Raw genomic sequence first — 25,829 nt, forward strand, 5'->3', positions numbered from 1 at the left:
CTCTCTCGCCTTTTGTGGCTTCGACGGTGGCGGAGGAGACATTCTGCTTCGCGCCGATGAACTTCACTCCTTGGGGAAGGCGATGACCGACAGACGTTCCTGGGAGGGCAACTGGGTGGCCCGCCTGTATGAGCGGGTCCACGAGCGGGGTTACGATTCGCTCACCGCCTTCGCGGATGCACGCCCCACCATGCCACTGCATTTGCTGAACCTCACCCGCTGGAGAGGACCATGAGCGACAGACATCCTTTTCAGGGCAACTGGGTGGCACGCCTGTACGAGCGGGTCCGCGAGCGAGGTTACGATTCACTCACGGCTTTCGCTGAGGCGCGCCCCACCACCTCGCTGGTGGCTCTGGCCGAAGAGCTTGGTCCAAACGACGTCGCAGGAGTGCAAGTGTTCAAAGGACTGGTGGCCGAAGCAGAGCGAAGTCGTCGGGTCACACGCCTTGTGCGCGGACAACTCGTGCGAGAACTGTGGGCGTGTCTCCCAAACGGCTGGCCGGCCGTGCTCGACGACGCAAACCGTTTCGACGTCGCCCATGCACTCGGTGCGTGGGCTGCCTTCACCCCAGAAACCCATAAGGATCGTGCCGACAAGGCCGGCGATGCGCTACTCGCTACGCCGCCGCCCCCCGGCTGGCGCCCGTTCGGCCCCGACGACGAGTTGCTGCTTACGCTCCTGCCCGATGAAGAAGCCTGAGCTTCACCGACAGGAGAGACCATGAGCGGCGGACATGCCTGGGAAGGCAACTGGGTAGCCCGACTGTACGAGCGGGTGCGCGAGCACGGTTACGACTCGTTGACCGCCTTTGCCGAGGCGCGCCCCGCCGTTCCCCTGAATTTGCTGGCCGAGGAGCTTGGTCCGGACGACATCGCCGGGGTGCAGGTGTTCAGAGGGTTGCTTGCCGAGGCGGAGCGAGGCCACCGGGTCACACGCTTCGTGCGCGATGTTCTCGTGCGCGAACTTGCAGAGAGCCTCCCTGACGGCTGGCCGACCGTGCTGGACGACACAAGCCGTGGAGAGATTGCCATGGCGCTCGGCACGTGGACCGCCGACACCCCAGAAACGCATAAGGAGCGTGTCAGGCAGGCCCGCGCAGCTCTGCGTGCCACGCCACCACCGCCCGGCTGGCGCCCACTCAGCCCTGACGATGAACTGCTGCTCACGCTCCTGCCTGACGAGGAAGTCTGAATTTCATCCCCTGGATAGGGCCATGAGCGACGGACATCCTTTTCAGGGCAACTGGGTGGCACGCCTGTACGAGCGGGTCCGCGAGCGCGGCTACGATTCGCTCACCGCTTTCGCCGAGGCGCGCCCCACAGCCTCGTTGGTGGCACTGGCCAAGGAACTTGGCAAGGACGACATTGCCGGAATGCAGGTGTTCCAGGGGCTGGTGGCCGAAGCGGAACGAAGCCATGAGATCACCCGCCTGGTGCGCGGCCAATTCGTGCGTGAACTGTACGAGAGCCTCCCCGACGGCTGGCCCACCGTGATGGATGACGCAAACCGTTTCAAGGTTGCAAAGGCGCTCGGCTCGTGGACTGCTTTCACCCCAGAAAGCCATGAAGAGCGTGTCAGGCAGGCCAGGGCGGTGCTCCGGGCAACGCCGCCTCCGCCCGGTTGGCGACCACTCGGCCCTGACGACAAACTGCTCCTCTCACTTCTACCCGACGAGGAAGTCTGACCTTCACAATCCAGCCGCGGCGTCCGCTCCTTGTTCGGCTCCGCTTCCGCGGCTGCCTCAAGCGGCCACGAACTGCCGCGCAACCAGGCGGCGGTAGAGGCCCTCCTGGGCCATGAGGGCGGCATGGCTGCCGCTCTGCACCACCCGGCCGCCCTCCACCACCAGCACCCGGTCCGCGCCCGTCACCGTGGACAGGCGGTGGGCGATGATGAGCGTGGTGCGCCCCCGCATGAGCCGATCCAGGGCCTCCTGCACCAGGTGCTCACTCTCGGCGTCCAGGGCGCTGGTGGCCTCGTCGAGCACCAACAGGCGTGGATCCTTGAGCACTGCGCGGGCGATGGCGATGCGCTGCTTCTGCCCACCAGAGAGCTGCACCCCGCGCTCACCCACGTGAGTGCGGTAGCCCTCGGGGAAGCGGGAGATGAACTCGTGGGCGTTGGCGGCGCGAGCAGCGGCCTCCACCTCGGCGTCGGTGGCATCCATGCGGCCGTAGCGGATGTTGTCCGCGATGGAGTCGGAGAAGAGCAACGGCTCCTGCGCCACCGAGCCCACCTGCTGGCGCAGCCACTCCGGATCCAGCGTGCGCAGATCCACGCCATCCAGCATCACGCGCCCCCCTTGAGGGTCGTACAGACGCACCAGCAGGCTGGCGATGGTGGACTTGCCCCCGCCCGAGGGGCCGACCAGGGCCACCACCTCGCCCGGTTGCAGTTCCAGGTCAATCTCCTGGAGCACGGGCACGTCCGAGCGCGCGGGATAGGCGAAGCGCACTGCCTGGTAGGTGACGCGGCCCTTCACCTCCGGGAGCTGCTCGCCACCCGTGGAGGGAATGGCCGGGACGCGATCGATCATCTCGAAGACGCGCTCGGCCGCGCCGGAGGCCCGCAGCAGCTCCGCCCACAGGTCCGTCAGCCCGCTCAGGGCCACGGAGACCAGCGTGGTGTAGACGAGGAAGGAGGTGAGGCTGCCCATGGTGAGCTCGCCCCGCAGCATCAACCGGGTGCCGTACCACAGCACCAGGGCCGCGGCGGCGAGCCCCCCGAACGAGGTGCCCACGACATAACCCGTGGACAGGCGGGTGCGCTCGCGCGCCAGTTCGAAGGCGGTGCCCAGCCGCTGACGGTAGCGGCCCACCTCGTGGCGCTCGGCGGCGAAGGCGCGCACCGTGCGGATGCCGGAGAGGATCTCGTCCGCCACGCCGGTGGCCTCGGCGAGCGCGGCGTGCACCCGGCGCGAGCTCAGCCGGATGCGGCGGCCGAAGAGCACGGTGGTGATGACCATGGGCGGCACGACGGCCAGCATCAACAGGGTGAGCCGGGGCGAGGTGTAGAGGAGCATGCCCAGCCCCCCCACCACCTGCGCGCCGCTGCGCAGCGCCGTGGCGATGTTGGCGCTCACCACGTTCTGCAACACCGTGGTGTCCGCGCTCAGGCGGCTGGTGAGCTCCCCCGTCTTGTGCTGATCGAAGAAGCCCACCTCCTGGGCCACCAGCCGCGAGAACAGCTCGTGCCGCAGCCGGACCACGATGCGCTCACCCGTCTGGGTGAAGAAGTAGTAGCGCAGCGAATCGGCGCCGGCCTGCACCGCGAAGACGACGACCATGGCGAGCACGACCCGGTCGATGAGGGTGGCGTCCTTCGACCCGAGCGCCTCGTCGATGATGAAGCGCACGGCCTGGGGGTAGACGAGGGACAAGCCGCTGCCGAGCAGCAGGAAGAACAAGGCCACGCACAGGGTCCGCCACTCGGGCTGGACCAGGGCCAGGAGGCGGCGCACGACACCGGAGGAGGAGACCTGGGACATGAGACGGGAGCCCCGCTCAAACCGCGGGCGCGGGAGGAGAGGAGTATCGGGCGATGCGGCGGAGCGACTCCCGGGCGGCCTCGCGCACTTCCGGCTCGGGCGCGTCCTCCAGCCGCTTCAAGGCGGTGGGGACCTCGTCACCGGCATAAAGGATGTCACCCAGCCGCCGGGCCGCCAGCGCCCGGGAGCCCACCCCACCCCGCTCCAACTCGGCCAGCAGGAAGTCCCTGTAGAGGCCCAGGAACCGGTTCTCCGCGTCCAGCATGCCCTCGCACAGCGAGCGCAGATACGCCCGGTCCTCCTCGGCGGAAGGCACCTGATAGCCCCAGCGCGCACGGCACTCATAGATGCGCTCGAACAGGAGCGTCCGCTCGTCGTTCACGTGCTGGCGATGCGCCTCGATGGAGGCGCGCTTGAAGAAGGCCTGGGCTCCGGACTTCAGCGCCGCCTCGGCCGCCGCGATCCGGGCCGCGATGGAGACGAGCTCCTTGAAGCCCGGCTGGGGCTGGCCCCGCGCGTCCATCACCGCGGAGTAGTCGTAGCCGAGGAACGCTCCGCGCGGATCCGGATACGCGAGGGGGTAGCGCAGCGGTTCGCCCTCGGCGCGCGAGCGGGCGCGCTCCATGAAGGCGTAGGGACGGTGCATGGCGACGCGCACCCACTCCTCGACGGGCATCAGCGGAATGCGCTCGCGGAGGTCCTCTCCCGCGAGGAACAGGGAGGCCTGCTTGAGGTTGACGGCCCCGTCGCGCAACAGCCGGGACTCCTCCACCGCGCTCGAGTCCACGGGGATGCGGCTCAACAGGCCCACGGACTGGCGCAGGCGCTCGTGCCGCGCCTGCTCGCCCTCGAGGAAGCGGTCCTTGAAGACCAGGGTCACGTCGAGGTCGCTGTCGGCCACGGCCTCGCCCATGGCGTGGCTGCCCAGCAGGTAGCAGGCCCGGAGGCGCCCCGGGAAGGCCATCTGACACAGGCTGATGAAGCCATAGAGGACGGAGTTGGCCGCCATGTCCTCCGTCATGCCGACCAACGACAGCTCTTCATCCATCACACGGCTCCCTCGTGCCCACCGGCGCGGCGGCGGACAGTCTATCGACTAGTTGTCGAGCGCGCCCGCGAGGATCCACGAGCGGATCTGCGTGAGCTCTCCCGGGTTGGAATCGAAGTAGTCGGAATTGCCCATGGGCATCCGGGTGCCGCACTCCTCGCCGCTGATGCGCCTGACCAGCAGGGACTCCTCGGGGCGGCCGGGCGAGACCCGGGGGCCCGAGGCACACGCCCCCACCCCCGACGCCATCAGCGAGGCGTGGGACTTGCCCACCAGCAGGTTCAGTCCCTCGAGGCCATTCTCGTTGTGGCAGCTCGAGCACCGCGAGCTCCACAGGGGCTCGATGTCCCGGGCATAGGAGGGAACGCCCACCTGCACGGGCACCGAGCGGGTCTCCGAGCTGGTGCCATCGGACACGGTGACCTTCACGGTGTAGGAGGCGGGCTGGCTGAGTTCCCCCGAGCGCCACTCGGAGGAGGGCTGGTCCGGATGGGAGAAGACCCCCGCGCCGGGGGGCTCCGTCGTCCAGGAATAGGTGAGCGGATCCCCATCCGGATCCCTCGCGGAGACGAAGAAGGGGTGCGACCTGCCCGCGACGAGCGCCTCGGGCTCCTCGAGCGCGTCCACGCTGGGTTTCTGGTTGAGGGCGGGAACGTTCACGACGTTGACGGACACCGTGCCCTGGGTCGAGCCGCCCCTCCCGTCGGAGACCGTCACCTTCAGGAGGAAGGTCGTGTCGCGGGAGATGAACGGCGCGGTCCACGAGGGGGTGGCGTTGCTGCCTTCGGCGAACGTCCCCAGGGGCGCGAACGGGCTCTGGGTCCAGGAATAGGTGAGCGTGTCGCCATCGGGATCCGTGGCGGTCACCGCGAGGCTCGCGGCGGAGCCCTCGTCGAGGCTCTTGCGCGTCGTGGTCACCGGACCGAGCGTGGGAGCGCGGTTGGCCGCCAGGACGGTGATGGAGATGGGCGCGGAGAGGGCGCTGTTGCCCGCGGCGTCCTGGGCCTTCACGGTGAGCTGGTGGTCTCCCGCGGGGGTGGTGGACGAGTCCCAGGTGCACGAGAAGGTCGAACCGGAGCGCCGTGCGATGTCGTCCACGCACACCGGCGAGCCGGCGACGGAGAACTCCACCCGGGCCACCGTGCCCGAGTTGTCCTCGGCGGTGGCCCGGAGGATCCGCGAGCCCGAGACGCGCTCGCCAGGCGTCACTCCCTCCACCACCCGGACATTCACCGGCGCGACGGAGTCCGCGTCCCCGCCACACCCGAGCATCCCCAAGACAAGACAGCCCGCGACGAGCCGAATCGTTTTCATGGGGCGACACTATCGCATGCCCCCAAGGCCGTTCCGCATCCGCCCCGGGGACGCCCCACGGCCATGTGGGATGGCGGCGCTCCAACGAGTCCGAACCGGATACACTGCCGCTCCTGGTGGTTGCGCGGGGCCACGTCCCGCCGAGGAACACGCATGTCTTCGTCGCCCATGTACCTGAAGCAGAACGTCGTCTCCGAGCCTCTCTACAACCAGTGGTACGCGTGGTGGTTCCTGGCCTCGCCGATGACGGCCCCGCTCTTCGTGGCCAACCTGCACCTCAAGGTCATGGAGTCCTTCGTGGCCAACCCGGCCATCCACGTGGCGGCCCTGAAGAGTCCCGCCCTGCGGGGTGGGCCGTACATCAACTACGGCGTGGACAAGGTGAAGGAAGTCCAGGCGTTGCTGGAGCGCACGCGCGCGGAAGAGGCGCTGTCCTTGCGGTACGCGCAGGCCATGCTGGAGCTGCACAAGCTGCTGGACACGGCGGAGGGCTTCTCGCTGGAGGAGCTGTACCCGCGGGTGCCGGACCTGCTGCGAGGCTACGTGGAGCTCACGTATGACCTGAACCACCGGGCCTCGCCGCGCTTCTTCGAGTCGCTGCTCTATCGCAGCCCCTTCCACCGCGAGTCCTCGCAGAGCCTGTCCATGCGGCTCATCCACCAGGACGCCCGGCCGTATGTCTTCAGCACGCCCCGGCTGGATTCGGTGGACGGCGCCCTGCAGATCAAGCGGCCGTACCGGGACGCGGCCCTGGATCGGCTCTACGCCATGACGCGCACACCCGGGCCGGTGGAGCCGGTGCGCGAGGCCCTGGGCATCGAGCCGAAGGACCACGACACCTTCGCCTCCTTCTTCACGCCCGAGCCTCCGCGCCCCGCGCCCCGGTACGACGGCGAGGGGGTGCGCGTGCGCTACTTCGGCCACGCGTGCGTGCTCATCGAGTCGCGCGGTGTCAGCCTGATGACGGATCCGGTCATCAGCTATGACTTCCCCTCGGAGCTGCCGCGCTACACCTTCGCGGACCTGCCCGAGCGCATCGACTACGTCCTCATCACCCACGGCCACGCGGACCACTTGATGTTCGAGCCGCTGCTGCAATTGCGCCACCGCATCGGCACCATCGTAGTGCCCGCGAGCAGCGGCGGCGGGCTGGCGGATCCCTCGCTCAAGCTGATGCTCAAGCATGCCGGCTTCAACAACGTGGTGGCGCTGTCGGAGCTGGACTCGCTGCCGCTGCCGGGGGGAGAGCTCATCGGCCTGCCCTTCATCGGCGAGCATGGGGATCTCAACATCCAGGCGAAGATCGCCCACCTGGTGCGGCTGGAGGGCAAGAACCTGCTCATGGCGGCGGACTCCAACGCGCTCGAGCCGCGCCTGTACGAGCACGTGCACCGCGAGGTGGGCGACATCGACATGCTGTGGCTGGGCATGGAGTCGGAGGGAGGCCCGCTGAGCTGGATGTATGGTCCGCTGCTGCCCGCCCCCATCCAGCGCAAGATGGATCAATCGCGGCGGCTCAACGGCTCCAATGCGGCGCGCGCCATCGACATCGTCCAGCGGCTCAATCCCAAGCAGGTGCGCATCTACGCCATGGGCCGCGAGCCCTGGCTCGGCCATGTCATGGTGATGGGCTACCACGAGAACTCGCCGCAGTTGGTGGAGGCACGCAAGCTGATCGAGTACTGCCGCGAGCGGGGCATCTCCGGGGAGATGCCCTACGGTCAGGCCGAGATGTTGCTGCGCTGAGCGGAGTGCCTGACGGCGCACTCCGCTCGGTCAGGAAGTCTCAGTCCACGGGCAGGCACCTCACGGGGGCGGGGTCCACCGTGACCATCAACGGTCGGAGGAAGTTGCGGAAGGCGACGATGGCCTGACCGGGGGCGAGCCGGGAGACCCGCTCCCACAGGTCCTCGTCGATGCCGCCCACGGACCGTCGCAGGTGAGAGATGGCGGAGCTGTCCGTGATCTGGTGGATGATGAAGTTGTTGAGCAGACCCAGCACCTCAGTGGGGAGGTGCCGTGGCGACTGGGTAGCGAAGACAAGCCCCAACCCGTGCTTGCGTCCTCGTCTGGCGATGCGCGTCACCTGTTCGAACAACACCGGCATCCGCGAGATGCGGCTGGCCGACAGGAACTCGTGTGCCTTCTCGAGAATGATGAGGACCGGGGTGGTGGGGTTCCCACCCGCGCTGGCCCGCTGGTGGCGTACCTCCTGCTCCTCGTGCAGTCGCCGGAGGAGGTCGGAGACGACGAGGTTGTTGAGCTGGGACGAGTCCGTGCCCGACAGATCGATCACCGAGACCCGGCCGGGCGTGAGCATGGTGCCAGGATCCACGCCGGGAGCCGTATCGACGTCGAAGATCTTGAGCCGGCCCAGCTGGTGGAGCTTGCCCGCCAGCGCCTTCCAGCTGATCTCGTTCTTGCGGCTCTGGGCATGGACTCGGGCCATCACACGCCGCACGTCGCGGCCGAATCCACTGAGCAGGCGGGGACCACGTGGCGTGAGTTCCCCGTGCTCCCTCTCACCGCGCGACCTGCTCCGGCCCTCTGCCCTGCCTTCTGCACTGAAGCAGTAGAGGTACGCGTTCACGACGTCCAGCAGATGCTGGAGGGTCATCCCGGGATGGCCCGTCGTGAACTCATCGGCATCCAGCAACCGCTGACGATCTTCCTCGCTCTCGGGCCGGGGGAAGATCCCGAAGTCCTCCAGTAGCAGTTTCGTGACGTCATGGGCCTTGAGGAAGCACTCCTGCTGTGTCTCCGGGAGATCGAGGAGTTCCGCGATGGCGTAGGGTGAAAAGCTGGAGAAGCTCAGCGAGAAGCCGTGCGAATCCTCGTGACTGGGATTGCGACTCGCATGCCCCACGAGGTGATGGATGTGGAGTTCCTCGACTCCTTCGGCTGTCTGTCCCCGGCGATCGAGGGCCTCGAGCATCGCCGTATGATCCGTGGGTTCATCCACATGCGTGTATTCCCCCTCGACGTCGAAGACGATGGTCGCGATGCCGGCGGCCTGGGCGCGGTGGATGAGGGTGGCGACCGTGGTGGATTTGCCACCCTCGGCCGTTCCGATGATCCCCGTATGCCTTGGCAGCACGGACTTGTCGCGGGGATCCAGGCGGACTTCCATCCGGTCGTGACCCGAGACCACGCCCAGACACAGCTCTCCCTCCATGCCGAGAACCGCCGCCCCCTCTCCCTCCTCCAGCAGGAAGACAGGACTCCTGGGCTCGGGCAGTCGTCCGGAAGGAACGAGTTTCCCGCCAAGTTCTTCTCCCAGGAGTTCGATCTCCACGTGCCCATCGGATATGGCATTGGAATCAGAGAATGGTCCTCGGACGACCACTCCCAGGCTGGAATGATTGTCCGCTCGCGACTTCACCCGGACGAAAGTCTGGGAGGCAAGCAGGTGGAGATTCTCTCGGGTCGTCAGGACAGTGAGGAGGTTGTCGTTACCTGCATTGGGGCCGAAATCGATGAATCCCACGGCCCTGTCCAGGTCAGGCTCCATCACCGCGCTGAGCCTTGACCGCCGCTCGGCGAGCGCGAGGGTTCGCAGCAACCCCTCGAATCGGGCGGGCATCTCCTGACGGAAGCTCCCCCGCGAGGAAGCATCCGAGGTACCACCATGGCTGACGATGGCGGCGCTCATCCGCGTTACACCGATGGGCAAGTCACGACGGGAGGTCACCCCATGACTCACGGCCTCGACGTGACCCGGAAGCACCAACGTCTCACCCATGAAGCTCGAGTGCTCGGTACCCGCCAGGTTGACTCCCGCGTGAGAAGACGCGAGCTTTACCTGCCTGGGACGGAGGAAGAACCTTGATGCATCCTTGGCATCCTGGCTCGCGGAGCGTTCCACGCGCCGGATGACCTCGGTGAGACCTTTGGGCTCCACATTGAAGCGCTTCGCGATGACTTTCAGCTCCTCGGCGAATCGGTCCGCGCTGGGACGGCGGCAGAGCGCGAGCCAGGCCAGCGTCTCCAGCGAGCAACCCAACCGCGTGGCGAGTTCCTCGGATGATTCGCGCTCGAGCTGCCGGTATTTCATGAACACATGACCGAGCAGCCACGCGTGTTCCTCGCTCCGCCGGGCCGCAGTCCTCAACCAGCTAGGCTGGCTCATCGGGGTCCTCCTTTCCGAAACGCTCCAGTATCTTCATGAGTCGATCCCGATGCCTCTTCACTGCCCGTCGCTTTTGCTCCAGGGGTGATGAACCCAGTCCCAGCACTTCCGCCAACCGCTCGGTGGACCGTTCCCCGCTCAGGAACAGCCTGAGAAAGGCCACGTCCCGCTCGTCTTTCAGGTGACCTCGTTCGACGAGTCGATCCAGTGCACGTATTGCCTCCACGAAGTTCTCCATTTCCTCCTTCGGAGTCCTTCGCCAGAGTTCGACAGCGCGGCCAAATTCTCGCTCCCTCCGGGCTGCCGATTTTTCTGATCTGCTCCGATCCCACGCCTGATGCTTGGCCGCCCGGGTCAGGTAGGTGATCAATCGAGCTTTCTGGGGATCGTACCGGTCGGGCTGCTTCACGTAGGCCAGGAGCGTATCGAAGATGGCGTCGTCAGCCGCGTCCTTGCCGCACCTCAGATCGTCTCTCAGGAACCGGGTGATCTGCTGGGCGAAGAACTCGAAGAGATCAGTCAGGATGACTGGATCTCGCTGAAGTGCTCGTCTGTGCAGTTCCAGTTCATCTATCGGTGGTTCTCGTCGTCGTGGCATCCTCATCCCCTCCTCGCCAGGTGCGGTCGACCTCGCGCTCTCGGTGTTTCGCCGCATCCTTCGCTCTCGTGCTGGGGAGTTCGACGCCCGGTCCGTCACCCCACGTATGCGGTTGAGCCAGGAAGGAAGGCGCGGGCGGAATAAAAAACACCGCGCGGCGAACTCGAGCCTCCGGCGGCGAATGAAAAGAAGAAGACACGGCGAGACGCCGCGTCTCTCATTCCCTACGGAGGGGAACCATGACACCGCTGTCTTGCCGCGTCGCCACGACCCAGCGTGAGCTGGACGATGCGCTGCGCATCCGCTGGGCTGTCTTTGGCGCGGAGATGGGGCTGCTCGGAAATACCATCCCGCCCGCGCCCCGGGAGGTGAACTGCTTCGACACGCTGGAGACCACCGTGCATCTCATCGTCTACGCGGGCGACGCGCCGGTGGCCACCTCGCGGTTGTTGTTGCCCAACCCCGAGGTGGCACGCGCCATGGGCGGGCGGCTGGGGATCGACCTGGAGCGCAAGCTGGATTTGTCGGCGATGGAGGGCCCGGGGCTCCTGTTCGCGGAGACCACGCGCCTGTGCGTCCTCAAGCCCTGGCGCAACTCCGAGGCGACCCTGCGGTTGCAGGCGGGGATCTACCGGGAGAGCCGCCAGCGGGGGGTGACGCATTGGATTGCCTCGGCGAACATGGACACGGATTGGGCGGAGGACGCGTGGATCGCCGCCCAGGTGGCCTCGCATCGGGGACTGATGAGTCCGAGGTGGCGGGCCCGGGCCCTCGCGCCCCAGACGCCTCCGGCCGCCGCGGACACGCCCATCTACACGGAGCAGGAGCGCGAGCGCGCCCGGCGGGGGCACTTCGAGGGACTGCGGCTGCCCCGGGTCCTCTCCTTCCTCGCCGACAAGATGGGCGCGCGCTTCATCGCCGACCCGCTCTATGACTCGGGCTTCCGGCGCTTCTCCCTGCCGCTGGTCGCGGCGCTGGATGAGGTTCCGGCCCGTACCCTGGCGCGCTTCGAGTCCCTGAACGTCCGCGAGTCCTGAACCGGACGCCGCTTCTTCCCCCTACCCCTCTCACCCCTTCACCCCACGAACGGGACCGCACCACGGCCCCGAACAGGAGACGTACATGCACACGCAGAATGGAACGCAGTCACGGATGGATTGGATGGAGACCCTGGAGCACGAGGCGCGCACGCTGGTGGAGGACCTGGAGGCGCACCCCACCGCCCGGAGGCTCTTCGACGGCAGCATCGACGCGGCCAGCTACACCCGCTACCTGGTGCAGGCCTACCACTACGTGCAGTGGACGACGCCGTTGTTGATGGAGTCGGGCGAGCGCATGAAGCGCGCGGGGAGCCACACCGCGCTCGGGGAGTTGTTCCTGCACAAGGCGGCCGAGGAGCGGGGCCACGAGCGCTGGCTGCTCTCGGACCTGAGGAACCTGGGCTGGTCGACCGAGCGGGTCAAGGCGGTGGGCCGTTGCCCGGCGGTCAACGCCTACATCGCCTGGAACCAGTACACGGCGCTGGCGGGCATCCCCCTGGCCTTCCTGGGCACCGCGTATGTGTTGGAGTACCTCGCCGTGCATCGCGCTCCCCAGGCGGTGGAGCGGCTGCTCGCGGCCCGGAACATCCCCAACATCCACAAGGCCGTCACCTTCTTGCGCGGTCATGGGGAGGCGGATGGAGAGCACGTGGCCGAGCTGACCCGGCTGTTGCGCTCGATGAAGGATCCGCGCGAGCAGTCCGCCATGCTCCTGTCCGCGCGCACCACCCGCTCGCTCTACCTGGGGCTCTTCTCCAGTGAGGCGCGGAAGGCTCCGAAGCACACTACATCCTAAGGGGTACAGACGCCGCCGGCCCCGCGGCGCATCTTGCTTCGCGTGAACTCACCGGACGCGTGAGTCCACGGCATCCCTCGCCCGGCCGGTGGTGTGTCCGCCGTGCCGGGCGAACGGGCTTTCACGAGCGTGTGGTCCGGAGCATGAGCGCGGCCCGGTACATGAGCGCGGCCCGGCTATGGACACCCAACTTGTCGAAGATGCTATTCAGCTGCTTCTTCACCGTTCCCGTGGCGCTTCGACGATGTTCCGCGATGGTCTGATTCTCCCACCCCTGAAGAACCCCGCTCGCGACCTCGGCCTCGCCTTTCGTGAGCAGCGAGCGCCAGGCCGGAGGCAAGGGCATGGAATAAGGAATCTCCTTGAGCACCAGGGCCCACTGCCGGGGCCCCGACTCCGAGGGCAGTGGCACGAACACCACGTTCAGGAACCGGTCCAGTCCCGGCCGCTCCCTTTCCCAGACATCCCAGTGGGACGTCTCGAGCGCGTCCTGTCGCGACAACATCGACAGTTGCTCGACGAGAACCTGGGGAAGATCCATGGGGCCGAACTCGGAAGGAGCGAACCAGTCCTTCAACAACGCCATGGCACCCGGTGTCCGCAGGATGACCCGCGTGGGAGGAATCAGGACGACGCACTCCGCGCCCTGGTGCTCGAAGAGCGCGTCCAACAGGTGACCCCGGCTCGTCTGCTCGCTCAGGAACCGCCGGTCACGGACGGTCTTGGCCAATCTGGGCGTGAGCCATTGGAGAAGCGCTCGCTCGCGATCCGAGAAGGGACGACGTCCATCGCGGTACAAGGTGAGGCCGCCATGCCAGTCCTGGTTCACATCCAGCATGACCGCCATGGCGTACTCCGCCGGCATCCCCGTCTTGCGGCAGTACTGATACAGCTTGCTGCGCTTGAGTGCCTGGCGAGGCAGCATCTCCGAGTCCCTCATCACCCGGTTGGGACCGCGCATGACCGATTGCCGGACGAAGTCGTCTCCCGCGACTTCCGCGTACTGGGCGAAGAACGATGAGGGGGCGTTCACCAGCAGCCAATCGTACGGGGCGGATGGATTCAGGGTGGAGACGCACAATGCCATCGCGTCCGAGGGGAGCAGGCGAGACAGGGGTTGCCGGGCTCGCTGGAACGCCTCCGAGAGGTCCTCGGAACCGAGGAGCACATCGAACAACTCCAGGATCAGCGCCTCCTCACGAGAATTCATTTGTGGCCTGGTGCTCATGCGCCCTCCGCGTCCTGACCGGGTGGAATGACAGGTCCGAGTCGTGAGCCTTGCTCTAGGCGCCTTCCCTTCCCCTGTCTGCGCCTCCGAAGAGCCATGCCCCAAGGACCCACATCCAGGGGGACAAGCGCCCCAAACAGGAAGTGAGTACTCACTTTCTTTTTGGAGCGGAGCCACTCATACTTCTGGCATGTCCGATTCCTTCCTCCGCATCGACGACGCGCCGCCCGTCCGGCGCACCCAGCAGGAGCGCCGGGATTCCACGCGCCAGAAGCTGCTGGACGCCACCGTCGAGTGCCTCGTGGAGCTGGGCTATGCGCACACGACCACGATCGCGGTCGCCCAGCGCGCCGAGGTGTCCCACGGGGCCCTGTTCAAGCACTTCCCCACCAAGGCGGCGCTGCTGGCCGCGGCGGTCGAGCGCCTCTTCCCCCGGCTCATCGCCCGCTACCGCGACGAGCTCGCCGACCTGCCGGCCGCGCCGGAGGATCGCATCGCCGAGGCCATCGAGCGGCTGTGGTTCATCTACCAGCGGCCCGAGCTGCTCGCCGCCATCGAGCTGTACGTCGCCGCGCGCACCGACGCCGAGCTGGCCGCGGCCCTGAGCGTGGTGGACCCGCCGCACCGCCGCCACCTGCACCGCGTGGCGCGCGAGCTCTTCCCCGAGGTCGCCGCCGCCCACCCCGGCTTCGATGCGCTCATCGAGCTCATCCTCAACGCCGTGCAGGGCGCGGCCGTGGGAGGCGCGGCCCTGCCCGCCAATCCGGACCACCGGGCGATGCTCACCCTGCTCGTCCAGCTCTCCCGCCGCGCCTTTTCGTCCCCCGCATAAGCACAAGGAGCCGCCCCATGGCCGACACGCCCATCGATCTCACCCTGTACGCCATCCCGGCGTTCATCTTCCTGATGGCCGTGGAAGGGCTCTACCTGTGGCGCCACCGCGAGTCGGGCCTCCAGGGCTATGCCTCCCGGGACACCGCGGCCAGCCTGTCCATGGGGCTCGGCTACTCGGCCATCAACATGGTGTGGAAGGGCATCGCCTTCGCCTTCTACACCGCGCTCTACCAGCTCACCCCGCTGCGGCTGGGCACCGGGCCGCTCGTCTGGGTCGCCCTGCTGTTCGCCGACGACCTCTGCTACTACTGGTTCCACCGCATCCATCACGAGTCGCGCTTCTTCTGGGCCTCGCACGTGGTGCACCACTCCAGCCAGCACTACAACCTGTCCACCGCCCTGCGCCAGACGTGGACGCCCATGACGAACACGCTGTTCTGGGCCCCGCTCGCCCTGCTCGGCTTCCACCCGGTGATGATCGTCACCCAGCAGGCCATCAGCCTGCTCTACCAGTTCTGGATCCACACCGAGGCGGTCAACCGGCTGGGGCCCCTGGAGTGGGTGCTCAACACGCCCTCGCACCACCGCGTGCACCACGGCTCCAACCCGCGCTACCTGGACCGCAACTACGCGGGCATCTTCATCATCTGGGATCGGCTCTTCGGCACCTTCCAGGCGGAGGACGAGCGCCCCGTCTACGGCCTCACCCACAACTTGAAGACATACAACCCGGTGCGCATCGCCTTCCACGAGTTCGCCGCCATCCTGCGCGACGTGCGGCGCCCCGCCCCGCTGCGCGTCCGCCTGGGCCTGGTGTTTCGGGGGCCCGCCTGGAAGGCTCCGGGCGACAACACCGAGGCCCTCCCGGCGCCGACAACGGCTCCCGCGGGCGAGCACGTCTCCTCCGCGTGAGGGGCGGGGTCTACTCGGCCCAGACGAGCGCCAGCTCGAGCTCGACGGCCTCGAACGGCTCGGCACGCACCCGCTCGTCTCCGGCGAAGGTGTCGACGAGGAGCCAGTGGCATCCCTCGAGTCGGAAGATTCAGTAGAGGATGCAGTCGAACCTCTCGATGACTGCCCGGATCTCTTCCGGGGTGGTGTCAAACCGCTTCGCAATGGCGGTGGCGTCCTCGGTCAAGGCCACTGTGCCGGGCGGCTGCTTTCCCAGCGTTTCGATAACGATGGGGCCGACTTTTCCAGGCCACTGGACGCTGTTGAGCTCACGGCTTCTGCCAATAGGGTCCAGGATGGTGAAGCAGGGCCACTTGGGAAAGCGAAGGGTGGCGGGGTCCGCGCCCATGATGCGGCAGCCATTCAATCGGGCTTCGGTGAAGTCGCAGTCCTCGATGGAGCCGTGCTGAAACCCCGGCAGGCTCATGTACTCGGGCCAGTGCCCGAAGTCGCACCCCGACAGCCGTCCCTTGAACCGACAGCCCTTCAGCGACGCCGCCAGCCATTGCTGGTGGTTGTTCAACTCCTGCTTCACCTCGAAGGTGCAGCTGATGAAACGCGCTCCATCGAAGAACAGACGCCGAGAGGACACCTTCAGCACGAGGGTGCAGTTCTTCATCGTCAGGTTGGGGCCCAGGAAGTAGTGCGCCTCCTTATCCGTCAACTCCAGCCGTTCGTTTTCAATCTCCTTGCTCTCGAAGAGGACATTACCGAACCGGTCCATGGCCACCGCCCCTTTCAGAAGGTGAGCATCCGGAAGAACTCGCCCGCCATGCGCCTGCCGTGCCGAGCCAGGTTCGACTCCGTTCCGGAGAGCATCTCGTACCGGCGGTTGTTCGTCAGATCAACCACGTCGACGCCCTGGTGGTTGAAGCGAAGGCGGCCTTTGAATTGTGCCTCCACCTTGGCGTGCACGAACCGCCCCCGGGCCTCGCGCTCCAGCAGCCGGGCCAGCCAGTACTCGCCCTTCTTCAGGGCTTCGTCGATGGCGATTTGCTCTTGGCGGCTGAGCCTGTGGGGCCCCCAGTCCTTCGCGGCCTGGGTGACGGCCTCCTGGAGCATGTCCCCCACCTTGTCCTCGGCGGGAATGTCCGCGGCCGACTTGCCGCGTGGCAAGTGCCAACGCTGGCCGTCGCTGAGTTCCACCTGCCGGTTGCCGCCTCGGTGGCGGATGACGGTTTCCGCAAAGCGGCCTCCTGGGGCCTGACCTCTCCCACCACCCGTCCCTTTCTTGAGCATCACCACTGCCAGGGGGCCTTGCGGAGACGTGGCCACCGTCTCCGCCGTCGCAATGGCCTTGGCCAGGGCACCCTCCGTCGCGAGCGCCACCTCCGTCACCTCCAGGCGCCCCATGACCGCGGTGCCGCCCTGCGCCTCGAACTGCTTGCCCGCGAGGTTGAAGCGCGGAAGCGACTTCACCCGCGGCAGCACCTGCCCCAGCGTGTGCCCGCCCAGCGTGGCCACGGCGAGAATCATGGCCCGGGCCGCGTCCTCGCCCAGCACCTTGCCGAATTGCTCACCCGCCGCGCGCAACTCCTCGAAGGTGGTGGCGTGGTGCGCCGCATCCGCCATCCGAGCCCACCCGTCCATGAGGCCGTACAGCGTCTCGAGGCCCAGGTAGCCCATCAGCAGGAGGGTCATGCCGGCGGCCAAGGCCTTGGTCGTGGGCTCGGGCACCACCCACATCATGCAGTAGAGCGCCACCGTCCAGACGACCGTGGAGACGAGCATTCGCACGTCCAGCAGCTCGCGCGCCAGAGCCCCGCGCGTCTCATCGAGGACGCGGCCGAAGGCCAGGGCCAGGGCGAAGGCCCGCCGGTCATCCGTGCGCAGGTAGGGCCCATCGTCCAGCAGGCCCAGGCAATCACCGCCTCCTCGAGGCACGCACCACTGGAGGTACCTGGCCCTCAGGGCTTCATCCGCCGCGGGGGTGAGGACCACCGGACCCGCCTGGCGCTCGGGCACCAGGGTGTAGGCCTGGTCGCGATACACTTCCAGCAGCCAGTCTCCCTGGCTGTCCACGGTCTCCACGCCCTTGGGGGGCGGCAGCAGGTGGAGCAACTCCCGGGCGGCCGCTTGTGGAGTCTTCGCCCCCAGCCGCACGTCGCGGGATAAGCGCAGGAAGGCCTGTTGGAACTCGGCCCTGGGGAGGGGCACCGTCCGGGTGGCCATGGAGCCGGGCTCCAGGAAGTCCGCGACGTACACGGTGGCGGACTCGAAGCCAGGCTCCGCCGTGGCGGCCATACGCTCCTTGGGAGCCGGTGGGGGCGTCAGCGAGTGGTAGAGGGAGGCCACGAAGCTGCCCCGTGGGCTGCCCGTGGCACACGACAATTGGGAGAGGAGGGCCCAAGCGCCAAGGCAAAGGCCCAGCCGCGCGCTCGCAGGGCGAGCGCCAGGAAGACGAGTGGACACGGCGCACCTCCGGAAGCGACGCAGCTCAAAGCCGTCGCTCCGGAACTACACGAAAATGCAGGTGGACCCGTCAAGCCACTGGAAGACCGCTCCACATGAGGAGAGGCCGCCGAGCCTCTACTCGGCCCAGACGAGCGCCAGCTCGAGCTCGACGGCCTCGAATGGCTCGGCGCGAACCCGCTCATCCCCGGCGAAGGTATCGACGAGCAGCCAGTGACGCCCCTCGAGCCGGAAGAGGTCGAGCGTCTGGGCGATCGGGTCCACGTGCCAGACATGGCGCACGCCTTCCCGGGCGTAGATGCGCATCTTCTGGACCTTGTCGATGCGCCGCGTGCGATCAGAAAGGACTTCGCACACCCAGTCCGGGGCGAGGTCGTAGTGCGCAGGGGCGTCTTCTCCTCCGATGGCCCGCGGCAGGCGCTCGCGCCTCCACCCCGCGATGTCCGGCACGAGCTTGTCCGGCCGGGGGCCGAGGTGCAGCTCCGGCTCATCGAGGATGACCCATCCACCCGGCCCCCCTCTGCCGAACAAGAAGGGCATCGAGAGCAGAGCGCCCAGGCGTGACGCCGCGTTGGTGTGCGGGCGGGCCGGACGAGGGCCGAGGTGCAGCTCGCCGTCGAGGATCTCCGTCACCATCTCCGGAGGCGCCGCCTGGAAGGCGGCCTCGATGGACGGGGCGTTTCGCTCGGTGGACTCGGGATCGTCGGGGTGGCGCGGGGCCATGAGTGGAAGATTCATCATGACCCAGGCACCGTGCAATCACGGCGCCGTCCGGAGTCGGGGGCTCCCCCGGAACTCAGGGCCTCGCCTCGAGCTCCAGCGCTCCGCCGAGGAAGCGCACGAACCAGTCCCCCGCCAGCTTCGCCACCCGCTCCAGCGCGCCCGGCTCGGGGAACAGGTGCGTTGCCCCCGGAATCACTTCCAGCGCCTTGGGTGGGTGCAACCGCTCCAGCGCCTCCTGGTTCAGATCCAGCACGATGTCATCCGCCCCGCCCACGATGAGCAGCGTCGGCGCCCGCACCCGCTCCAGCGCGTCCCCCGCCAGGTCCGGCCTCCCGCCCCGCGACACCACCACCCCGATGGACTCCGCCCGGTCCGCCGCCGCCACCAACGCCGCCGCCGCCCCCGTGCTCGAGCCGAAGTAGCCCACCCGCAGGTGGCTCAACCGCGGATGCTGGAACACCCAGTCCGTCACCTTCCCCAGCCGCCTCGCCAGGAAGCCGATGTCGAAGCGCAGCCCCGCCGTGATCGCGTCCTCCGCCTCCTCGTCCTCCGTCAGCAGATCGAACAGCAGCGTCCCCACCCCCGCCATCCGCAGCGAGTAGGCCACGTAGCGGTTGCGCGGACTGTGCCGGCTGCTCCCACTGCCGTGCGCGAAGATGACCAGCCCCCGCGCGCCCTCCGGTACCGCGAGCGTCCCACCCAGCCTCGCCTCTCCCGCCATCACCCAGACTTCCCGTTCCATCGCCATGTCGCTCCTCCTGTCCACGCTCAAACCCACCAGGTGTCCCCGGAATCCAGCGCCGTCTCGGGGCCACCCGACTCCGGGCGCTCACCCCGCGCCCGCGCCAGCAGGTCCCGCACCTCCTCGTCCGAGGTCTGACGGAAGTTGTCGTAGAATTCGCCCACCGCCATCATGAACGCGGCCGGGTACACGCAGACCAGGTCGTCCACCTCGGCGCGCAGCGAGTCCAGTGACTCCACCGCGCCCACCGGCACCGCGAGGACGATCTTCCCCGGCCGATGCTGCCGCAACGCTCCGATGGCCGCGCGCATCGTGCCGCCCGTGGCCACGCCGTCGTCCACCAGGAGGACCGTGCGCCCCTCGAGCCGTGGGGCGGGACGCGAGCCCCGGAAGCGCGCGACGCGGGCCGTCACCTCGTCCGCCTCACGCTCGGCCACCCGCGACACCTCCGCCTCGGAGTAGCCCAGCGAGCGCATCATTCCCCGGTCCAGGAAGAGCACTCCGCCCTCGGCCACCGCGCCCAGCCCCAGCTCCGCGTGTCCCGGTGCCCCCACCTTGCGCACCACCCACACGTCCAGCGGCGCGCCGAGCGCCCGGGCGACCTCGTAGGCCACGGGAACGCCACCGCGCGGCAGGCCGAGCACCAGGGGCGACCCGGCCCGGTACCCTGTCAGCAGGGCCGCCAATCGCTGGCCCGCGTCCGTCCTGTTTCGAAAGCGCATGGATCCCCCAAGGAAGAGTCTTCCTCTAGGAGAAGCACCGCATGCGCCATTGGCTCCTGGCACCCCATCGAGGGCCCGGCCCCCCGGAGCTTGGATGAGCGCTTCTTCGCGCCCCCGCGCCTGCCGCTGGCCTGCCCAGGCGCTCCGGTTGCCCGTCGGCTCGTAGAAGTCGATGCCTGAGCGGAAGCGGTGCGGCCCGTGGGGCCGCCGGTCGCCGCGCGGAGCGGACGCGCTCGCGCTACGCGCGCTCGAGGCTCGCGATGTCGATGACGAAGCGGTAGCGCACGTCGCCCTTCATCATGCGCTCGTAGGCCTCGTTGATCTTCTGGATGGGGATGATCTCGATGTCCGACACGATGTTGTGCTTCGCGCAGTAGTCGAGCATCTCCTGCGTCTCGGCGATGCCGCCGATCATCGACCCGACCAGGCGCTTGTTCCCGCCGATGAGCGAGAACGCGTGCACGGGCACCGCCTCCGGCGGCGCGCCGACCACCACCAGGGTGCCCTGGGGGCGCAGCATGCCCAGGTACTGGTTGTAGTCATGCGGGGCGGAGATGGTGTCGATGATGAGATCGAAGCGGCCCGACAGCTTCTTGAAGGTGTCCGCGTCCTTGGTGACCTCGAAGCCCTGGGCGCCCAGGCGGCGCGCGTCGGCCTCCTTGGTGCGGGACGTGCTGAGCACCGTCACCTCCGCGCCCATGGACGCGGCGAGCTTCACGGCCATGTGGCCCAGCCCGCCCAGGCCCACCACGCCCACGCGGTCGCCCTTCTTGCAGTTCCACTGGCGCAGCGGCGAGTACGTGGTGATGCCGGCGCACAGCAGCGGCGCGGCGGCGGCGGGGTCGAGCCCTTCGGGCACCTTCAGCGCGAAGTGCTCGGTGACGACGATGCGGGACGCGTAGCCGCCGTAGGTCGGCGTCTTCCGGTCCATGTACGTGCCGTTGTACGTGGAGGCCATGCCCCGCTCGCAGAACTGCTCCAGGTCGCGGCGGCACGTCTGGCAGTCGCGGCACGAGTCCACCATGCAGCCGACGCCCGCCATGTCGCCCACCTTCAGCTTCGTGACGTGCTGGCCCACCTGCTTGACGCGGCCGATGATCTCGTGGCCCGGCACCATGGGGAAGAGGGCGCCGCCCCACTCGTCACGGGCCTGGTGGATGTCGGAGTGGCAGACCCCGCTGTAGAGGATGTCGATGAGCACGTCATGGGGGCCGACCTCGCGCTGCTCGAACGAGAAGGGCGCCAGCGGCTTGCCAGCGGCGGGGGCGGCATAGGCGGGAGTCTTCGGCATGGGGTTCTCCTTGGGAGTTTTCGTGACCTGGGGGCCACGCGTCCCCAGGTATGCGCTCCGGGAACAGCGGGCGATACTGGCAGGATCCACATGGGCCATTTAGAAATACTTCAAGATGGCCTCCGCCTCGCTCAATGCCCTGAATGCGTTCCTCACCGTGGCCCGGAAGCGTGGCTTCACGGCCGCCGCCGCCGAGCTCGGCATCTCTCCGTCCGCGCTGAGCCAGTCCGTCCGCCAGCTCGAGGAGCGGCTTGGCGTCCCCCTGCTCACGCGGACCACCCGGAGCGTGGCGCTGACGGAGGCCGGGCGGCGCCTGCTGGAGAACGCCGGACCGGCGGTGGACCAGGCGATGGAGGCGCTGAGGACGGCCGCGGTGCAGCCGGGGGAGGTGACGGGCCGGGTGCGGCTGACGGTTCCCACCATGGCGGTGTCCACCCTCATCGCGCCGCTGCTGCCACGGTTCCTCGCGCGCTACCCGAAGGTAGAGGTGGACGTCCGGGTGGAGGACCGCTTCGTGGACATCGTGGCCGAAGGGCTGGACGCGGGGATCCGGCTGACGGAGTCCATCGAGCGGGACATGGTGCAGGTCCGGCTGTCGGACGCGTGCCGGTTCGTGGTGGTGGCCGCGCCCTCGTACCTGGAGCGCAGGGGCACGCCGGAGACGCCGGACGACCTGCTGTCCCATGACTGCATCTGCATCCGCTCCCCCACGACGTCAGGCATCTACCATTGGGAGCTGGAGCGCGGGCCGCGGAGCTGGCGCGTGCCGGTGCGGGGGCCCGTCATCACCTCGGACAGCCACCTGCTGCTGCGGATGGCGGAGGCCGGGGTGGGGCTCACCTACGCGTTCGAGCCCATGGTGACGGAGGAACTGCGGCGAGGCACCCTGCGCGTGGTGCTGGAGCCCTACGCGGCGTTGGTGCCGGGCCTGTTCCTCTACTTCCCCAGCCGCGCGCAGGTATCGCCCGCGCTGCGGGCCTTCGTGGACGTGGCCCGCGAGGCGGCGCCCCGGAAGAAGCGGGAGGCCCCGGAAGGCGCAAGGGGCCCGCGAGCCCGCGCCCACCGCGAATAGTGTGCTTCTCCTCGCGAGTGGACACTTCGCCGGGTTCTCCTTGCCAGCGTGAGAGCATGGGGAATGGGGCTTGTTAGCCTCTGGTCATGGCCTTCACGCTGACCGTCAATGGAGCGACCCACTCCATCGACACCGACGAGGACACGCCCCTTCTCTACGTCCTGCGCGACGAGCTGGGGCTCCATGGCGCCAGATACGGATGCGGCGTGGGCCAGTGCGGCGCCTGCACCGTGCTGAGTGATGGCGCCCCCCTGCGCTCGTGTTTCGTTCCCGCCGCCTCGCTGAGTGGCCGCGCCATCACCACGCTCGAGGGTCTGCGGGCACCGGATGGAACGCCGCACCCGCTCCAGCGCGCCTTCCTGACCGAGCAGGCGGGACAGTGCGCGTACTGCATTCCGGGGATGATCCTCGCGGCCGAGGCGCTGCTGCGGGAAAAGCCCGCGCCGAGCGAGGCGGAGATCCGCACCGCCCTGGACGCCAACCTGTGCCGGTGTGGCTCGCACAACCGCATCGTGCGCGCCATTCAGCGCGCCGCGGCGGAGCGCCAGCGATGAGCGCGCGCCTCGAGCGGCGAGCGGTGCTCCAGGGCGCGCTGGTGCTGGCCTTCTCCCTCGCGGGTCCGCCGGGACTCGGAGCCCAGACGGCACCCGGGAGGCTGCCGGGAGATCTCGAGCGCAATCCCCAGCTCGACGCCTGGTTGCGCATCGGCGCGGACGGCGTGGTCACGCTCAAGACAGGCAAGGTGGAGCTGGGCCAGGGGGTGCTGACGGCCTTCGCGCAGCTATGCGCCGACGAGCTGGACATCGAGCTGTCACGGCTGGTCATCGTCTCCGGTGACACCCGGCACTCGCCCCGTCAGGGGGCCACGGCGGGGAGCATGTCCATGCCCGAAGGGGGCGTGGCGGTGCGCGCCGCCGCCGCCGAGGCGCGCTCGCTCCTGCTGGCCATGGCCGGCGAGCGGCTGGGTGTTCCCGTCACCCGGTTGACGGTCCAGGACGGCACCATCACCGCTTCCACCGGGGGCGACTCCATCACCTATTGGCGATTGATGGGGGGACGCACCTGGAACCGGAAGGCCACGGGCACCGTCGCGCCCAAGCCCGCCTCCGCGCGGCGCTACATCGGCCAGCCCATCGCGCGCGTGGATCTTCCCGGCAAGCTCACCGGCGAGCCGAGCTTCGTGCAGGATCTGCGTCCCGCCGGGCTGGCGCATGGCCGTGTCGTGCGGGCCCCGTCCCAGGGCGCGACGCTGCTCGAGGCCGACATGGCCTCGGTGCGAAACATGCCGGGAGTGCTCGGGGTGGTGCGCGACGGGGACTTCCTGGGCGTCATCGCGGAGAAGGAGTGGCAGGCCCACAAGGCGGCGACGCGCCTCGCGGCGAGCGCCCGGTGGAGGGAACACGCCCGTCTTCCGGAGGACCCCTACGCCTGGCTGCTGGGGCAGAAGACCCGGGACACGGTCATCGACCACGCCGAACGCCCGGAGGGTCCCGCCCCGGCGCGAACCCTGGAGGCCAGCTACCGCCGCCCGTATGTGATGCACGGCGCCATCGGCCCGTCGTGCGCGGTGGCGCACTGGGACGGGGACGTGCTGACGCTCCACTCCCACAGCCAGACCATCTTCGAGACGAGCGCGGCGATCGCGAAGATGCTGGGCCTGCCCGCGGAGAAGGTGTGGGGCCGGCACCTGAGCGGCTCGGGCTGCTATGGCCACAATGGGGCGGATGATGCCGCCGCGGACGCCGCGCTCCTGGCCCGCGCCCTGCCCGGCCGCCCCGTCCGGGTACAGTGGTCGCGCCAGGACGAGCACACGTGCGAGCCCTATGGCCCGGCGATGGTGACGAAGGTGCGCGCCAGCGTGGACGCGGCGGGCAACGTGCTCGACTGGACGTACGAGCTGTGGTCCACGTCGCATGGCACACGCCCGGGGGGAGATCCCGGCAACCTGCTCGCGGGCCGCTCCCTGGCCAAGCCCTTCCCCCAGCCCGTCCCCAGGAATGGCGGACCGCCCAACTACGCCGCCGACCGCAACGCCATTCCGCTCTACGTGTTTCCCGGGCGCCGGGTGACCACGCACTTCGTCACCGAGATGCCCGTGCGGACCTCGTCCCACCGCGCCCTCGGCGCCCACGCGAATGTCTTCTCCATCGAGAGCTTCATGGACGAGCTGGCCCACGCGGCGGGCGTGGATCCGCTCACCTACCGGCTGCGCCACCTGGAGGATCCCCGCGCGAAGGACGTCCTGCACAAGGCGGCCTCGCTCCTGGGTGGCTCCGCCCGCCCACCCCACCATGGGCGGGGCCTCGCCTTCGCGCGCTACAAGAACCTCGCGAGCTACTGCGCCGTGGGGCTCGAGGTCTTCGTGGAGCCCACCACCCATGCGCTCCGGGTGACGCGGGCCGTGCTGGCCGCCGACGCGGGAGAGATCGTCAATCCCGACGGGCTCACCAACCAGCTCGAGGGCGGCCTCATCCAGACCCTGAGCTGGAGTCTCAAGGAGGAGGTGCGTCACGACACGCGGCGCATCCTCTCGCGCGATTGGAGCAGCTACCCGGTGCTCACCTTCTCGGAGGTGCCGCCCGTGGAGGTCGCGCTCATCGACCGCCCGGGCGAGCCCTTCCTGGGAGCTGGAGAGGCCGCGCAGGGGCCCACGGCGGCGGCCCTGGCCAACGCCGTCTTCGACGCGACGGGCCTCCGGGCGCGGGAGCTGCCCCTGACGCCCGAGCGCCTGGCCGCGCTCCGGAAGGCGGCCGGGCGGTGACCGGCTGGTAAATACTCGCTGAGCCCCGTGGTCGAGGCGCTTAACGACGAGCGCAGGGCATGAGGGGGCGCTCACTGCGGTGCGACAGCCACCGCGGCGCCGGTCAGCTCAAGACAGACAGGAGAGAGCAGCGTGGCGCATCAGCCCTCGGCGGACTGCGCGAGCTGGTTGGGTGGGGAATCGGTTCCCCGTGCAGGGCGGCCATCGCGGCATCCCCCAGGTAGCGCTTGGGGTCCACCCCACCCAGCTTCACCGACTCCAGCAGACTGTAGAAGAGGGCGGCCACCTCGGTGCCGCGCCGGCTCCGGCTGCCGTAGTGGTTCTTGCGGCCCACCGCCGGCCCACGCATGGCGCGCTCGGTGGCGCCGTTGTCCAGGGGCACGCGCGGGTCCGACAGAAACCGAGTCAGTCCCGTCCATCGGTTGCTCATGTATTTGATTGCCTGGCCCAGCGCCGATTACGGCAGGGCGCGCTGCTCGCATGCCCACTGTTGCAGCCGCTCGATGAGGGGATGGCTCTTCTGTTGTCGCAGCTCCAGCAGGCGCTCCAGGTTCTCCGGCCCCTGCTTGTACTCCCGCTCCCAGCTCCGCCGCCTCGTCCTCTGGAAGAAGCTGCTCAAGCACGTGCTGTATGCCTTCCGCAAAGTGCTCTGCGCTGACCCCCCGCTTCAGCGAGCGC

25 protein-coding genes are annotated in these 25,829 nt (G+C 68.5%); 11 read left to right on the forward strand and 14 right to left on the reverse strand.

Annotated elements, in window-relative coordinates:
- Nucleotides 1–231 precede the first annotated feature (231 nt).
- From CYFUS_RS29735 to CYFUS_RS29745, 3 genes are read left to right on the forward strand one after another with little or no spacing between them, the layout of a single operon-like run.
- A complete protein-coding gene (locus tag CYFUS_RS29735; RefSeq protein WP_095988300.1) occupies nucleotides 232–702 on the forward strand; it encodes an NUDIX hydrolase in 471 nt (156 codons plus the stop codon).
- Between the two features lie 21 nt (nucleotides 703–723).
- A complete protein-coding gene (locus tag CYFUS_RS29740; RefSeq protein WP_095988301.1) occupies nucleotides 724–1,194 on the forward strand; it encodes an NUDIX hydrolase in 471 nt (156 codons plus the stop codon).
- A 22-nt stretch (nucleotides 1,195–1,216) separates the two neighbouring features.
- Nucleotides 1,217–1,687 (forward strand): NUDIX hydrolase, encoded by a 471-nt coding sequence (locus CYFUS_RS29745; RefSeq protein WP_095988302.1) that lies wholly within the window; start codon nucleotides 1,217–1,219, stop codon nucleotides 1,685–1,687.
- A gap of 57 nt (nucleotides 1,688–1,744) precedes the next feature.
- On the opposite strand, the gene CYFUS_RS29750 is transcribed toward CYFUS_RS29745, so the two are convergent.
- From CYFUS_RS29750 to CYFUS_RS29760, 3 genes are read right to left on the reverse strand one after another with little or no spacing between them, the layout of a single operon-like run.
- Nucleotides 1,745–3,490, reverse strand: coding sequence for an ABC transporter ATP-binding protein (locus tag CYFUS_RS29750; protein ID WP_095988303.1), 1,746 nt, complete (start codon nucleotides 3,488–3,490; stop codon nucleotides 1,745–1,747).
- Between the two features lie 16 nt (nucleotides 3,491–3,506).
- A complete protein-coding gene (locus tag CYFUS_RS29755; protein WP_095988304.1) occupies nucleotides 3,507–4,538 on the reverse strand; it encodes a nucleotidyltransferase domain-containing protein in 1,032 nt (343 codons plus the stop codon).
- A gap of 48 nt (nucleotides 4,539–4,586) precedes the next feature.
- Nucleotides 4,587–5,852 carry an Ig-like domain-containing protein gene (locus CYFUS_RS29760; RefSeq protein ID WP_095988305.1) on the reverse strand — a complete coding sequence of 422 codons (1,266 nt, stop codon included), beginning with the start codon at nucleotides 5,850–5,852 and terminating at the stop codon, nucleotides 4,587–4,589.
- A 153-nt stretch (nucleotides 5,853–6,005) separates the two neighbouring features.
- On the opposite strand from CYFUS_RS29760, the gene CYFUS_RS29765 reads away from it, so the two are divergent.
- Nucleotides 6,006–7,598 (forward strand): MBL fold metallo-hydrolase, encoded by a 1,593-nt coding sequence (locus tag CYFUS_RS29765; protein ID WP_095988306.1) that lies wholly within the window; start codon nucleotides 6,006–6,008, stop codon nucleotides 7,596–7,598.
- Between the two features lie 40 nt (nucleotides 7,599–7,638).
- Here the strand turns inward: CYFUS_RS29765 and CYFUS_RS29770 are convergent, their stop codons facing one another.
- Entirely contained in the window at nucleotides 7,639–9,981 is a 2,343-nt protein-coding gene (locus CYFUS_RS29770) for an ATP-binding protein (protein WP_232536887.1), read from the reverse strand.
- Nucleotides 9,968–10,579, reverse strand: a complete 612-nt coding sequence (locus tag CYFUS_RS29775) for an RNA polymerase sigma factor (protein WP_157758742.1) — start codon at nucleotides 10,577–10,579, stop codon at nucleotides 9,968–9,970. Before CYFUS_RS29775 ends, CYFUS_RS29770 begins: the two co-directional genes overlap by 14 nt.
- Before the next feature lie 239 nt (nucleotides 10,580–10,818).
- On the opposite strand from CYFUS_RS29775, the gene CYFUS_RS29780 reads away from it, so the two are divergent.
- Complete coding sequence (locus CYFUS_RS29780) at nucleotides 10,819–11,616, forward strand: GNAT family N-acetyltransferase (protein ID WP_095988308.1); 798 nt, start codon at nucleotides 10,819–10,821, stop codon at nucleotides 11,614–11,616.
- Between the two features lie 85 nt (nucleotides 11,617–11,701).
- Nucleotides 11,702–12,415, forward strand: a complete 714-nt coding sequence (locus CYFUS_RS29785) for an iron-containing redox enzyme family protein (RefSeq protein WP_095988309.1) — start codon at nucleotides 11,702–11,704, stop codon at nucleotides 12,413–12,415.
- 121 nt (nucleotides 12,416–12,536) lie between these two features.
- Here the strand turns inward: CYFUS_RS29785 and CYFUS_RS29790 are convergent, their stop codons facing one another.
- The gene (locus CYFUS_RS29790) at nucleotides 12,537–13,625 is read right to left on the reverse strand and encodes a helix-turn-helix transcriptional regulator (protein ID WP_157758743.1); all 1,089 of its coding nucleotides are present in this window, start codon (nucleotides 13,623–13,625) and stop codon (nucleotides 12,537–12,539) included.
- A 208-nt stretch (nucleotides 13,626–13,833) separates the two neighbouring features.
- Between CYFUS_RS29790 and CYFUS_RS29795 the strand changes: the two genes are divergently transcribed.
- Both CYFUS_RS29795 and CYFUS_RS29800 read left to right on the forward strand, forming a co-directional pair.
- Nucleotides 13,834–14,475, forward strand: a complete 642-nt coding sequence (locus tag CYFUS_RS29795; RefSeq protein ID WP_095988311.1) for a TetR/AcrR family transcriptional regulator — start codon at nucleotides 13,834–13,836, stop codon at nucleotides 14,473–14,475.
- Nucleotides 14,476–14,492: 17 nt separating this feature from the next.
- Complete coding sequence (locus CYFUS_RS29800; RefSeq protein WP_095988312.1) at nucleotides 14,493–15,389, forward strand: sterol desaturase family protein; 897 nt, start codon at nucleotides 14,493–14,495, stop codon at nucleotides 15,387–15,389.
- A gap of 130 nt (nucleotides 15,390–15,519) precedes the next feature.
- Here the strand turns inward: CYFUS_RS29800 and CYFUS_RS29805 are convergent, their stop codons facing one another.
- From CYFUS_RS29805 to CYFUS_RS29825, 6 genes are all read right to left on the reverse strand, one after another.
- Nucleotides 15,520–16,152 (reverse strand): pentapeptide repeat-containing protein, encoded by a 633-nt coding sequence (locus CYFUS_RS29805; RefSeq protein WP_095992311.1) that lies wholly within the window; start codon nucleotides 16,150–16,152, stop codon nucleotides 15,520–15,522.
- Between the two features lie 14 nt (nucleotides 16,153–16,166).
- Entirely contained in the window at nucleotides 16,167–17,840 is a 1,674-nt protein-coding gene (locus CYFUS_RS29810; protein WP_095988313.1) for a hypothetical protein, read from the reverse strand.
- Nucleotides 17,841–17,957: 117 nt separating this feature from the next.
- Nucleotides 17,958–18,581 (reverse strand): Uma2 family endonuclease, encoded by a 624-nt coding sequence (locus CYFUS_RS29815; protein ID WP_420042657.1) that lies wholly within the window; start codon nucleotides 18,579–18,581, stop codon nucleotides 17,958–17,960.
- Between the two features lie 55 nt (nucleotides 18,582–18,636).
- Nucleotides 18,637–19,311 carry a dienelactone hydrolase family protein gene (locus CYFUS_RS51035; protein ID WP_332468300.1) on the reverse strand — a complete coding sequence of 225 codons (675 nt, stop codon included), beginning with the start codon at nucleotides 19,309–19,311 and terminating at the stop codon, nucleotides 18,637–18,639.
- A gap of 20 nt (nucleotides 19,312–19,331) precedes the next feature.
- Nucleotides 19,332–20,027 (reverse strand): phosphoribosyltransferase, encoded by a 696-nt coding sequence (locus tag CYFUS_RS51040; protein WP_157758744.1) that lies wholly within the window; start codon nucleotides 20,025–20,027, stop codon nucleotides 19,332–19,334.
- Between the two features lie 238 nt (nucleotides 20,028–20,265).
- Complete coding sequence (locus CYFUS_RS29825) at nucleotides 20,266–21,318, reverse strand: NAD(P)-dependent alcohol dehydrogenase (protein ID WP_095988315.1); 1,053 nt, start codon at nucleotides 21,316–21,318, stop codon at nucleotides 20,266–20,268.
- Between the two features lie 115 nt (nucleotides 21,319–21,433).
- Here CYFUS_RS29825 and CYFUS_RS29830 point away from each other — a divergent pair, with 115 nt between their 5' ends.
- The 3 genes from CYFUS_RS29830 (at nucleotide 21,434) to CYFUS_RS29840 (ending at nucleotide 25,151) form a co-directional block, all read left to right on the forward strand.
- On the forward strand, nucleotides 21,434–22,390 hold the full coding sequence (locus CYFUS_RS29830; protein WP_095988316.1) for a LysR family transcriptional regulator: 957 nt from the start codon (nucleotides 21,434–21,436) through the stop codon (nucleotides 22,388–22,390).
- Nucleotides 22,391–22,476: 86 nt separating this feature from the next.
- The gene (locus CYFUS_RS29835) at nucleotides 22,477–22,944 is read left to right on the forward strand and encodes a (2Fe-2S)-binding protein (protein ID WP_095988317.1); all 468 of its coding nucleotides are present in this window, start codon (nucleotides 22,477–22,479) and stop codon (nucleotides 22,942–22,944) included.
- Nucleotides 22,941–25,151, forward strand: a complete 2,211-nt coding sequence (locus CYFUS_RS29840) for a xanthine dehydrogenase family protein molybdopterin-binding subunit (RefSeq protein ID WP_095988318.1) — start codon at nucleotides 22,941–22,943, stop codon at nucleotides 25,149–25,151. The genes CYFUS_RS29835 and CYFUS_RS29840 overlap by 4 nt, the downstream gene beginning before the upstream one ends.
- A gap of 103 nt (nucleotides 25,152–25,254) precedes the next feature.
- Here the strand turns inward: CYFUS_RS29840 and CYFUS_RS29845 are convergent, their stop codons facing one another.
- Together CYFUS_RS29845 and CYFUS_RS51045 are read right to left on the reverse strand one after the other, a co-directional pair.
- A complete protein-coding gene (locus CYFUS_RS29845; protein ID WP_269770281.1) occupies nucleotides 25,255–25,602 on the reverse strand; it encodes an IS66 family transposase in 348 nt (115 codons plus the stop codon).
- A gap of 6 nt (nucleotides 25,603–25,608) precedes the next feature.
- On the reverse strand, nucleotides 25,609–25,770 hold the full coding sequence (locus CYFUS_RS51045; protein ID WP_157758745.1) for a hypothetical protein: 162 nt from the start codon (nucleotides 25,768–25,770) through the stop codon (nucleotides 25,609–25,611).
- Between the last annotated feature and the right edge of the window lie 59 nt (nucleotides 25,771–25,829).

It is taken from the genome of Cystobacter fuscus (assembly GCF_002305875.1).
In the GTDB taxonomy this organism is placed as follows: domain Bacteria; phylum Myxococcota; class Myxococcia; order Myxococcales; family Myxococcaceae; genus Cystobacter; species Cystobacter fuscus_A.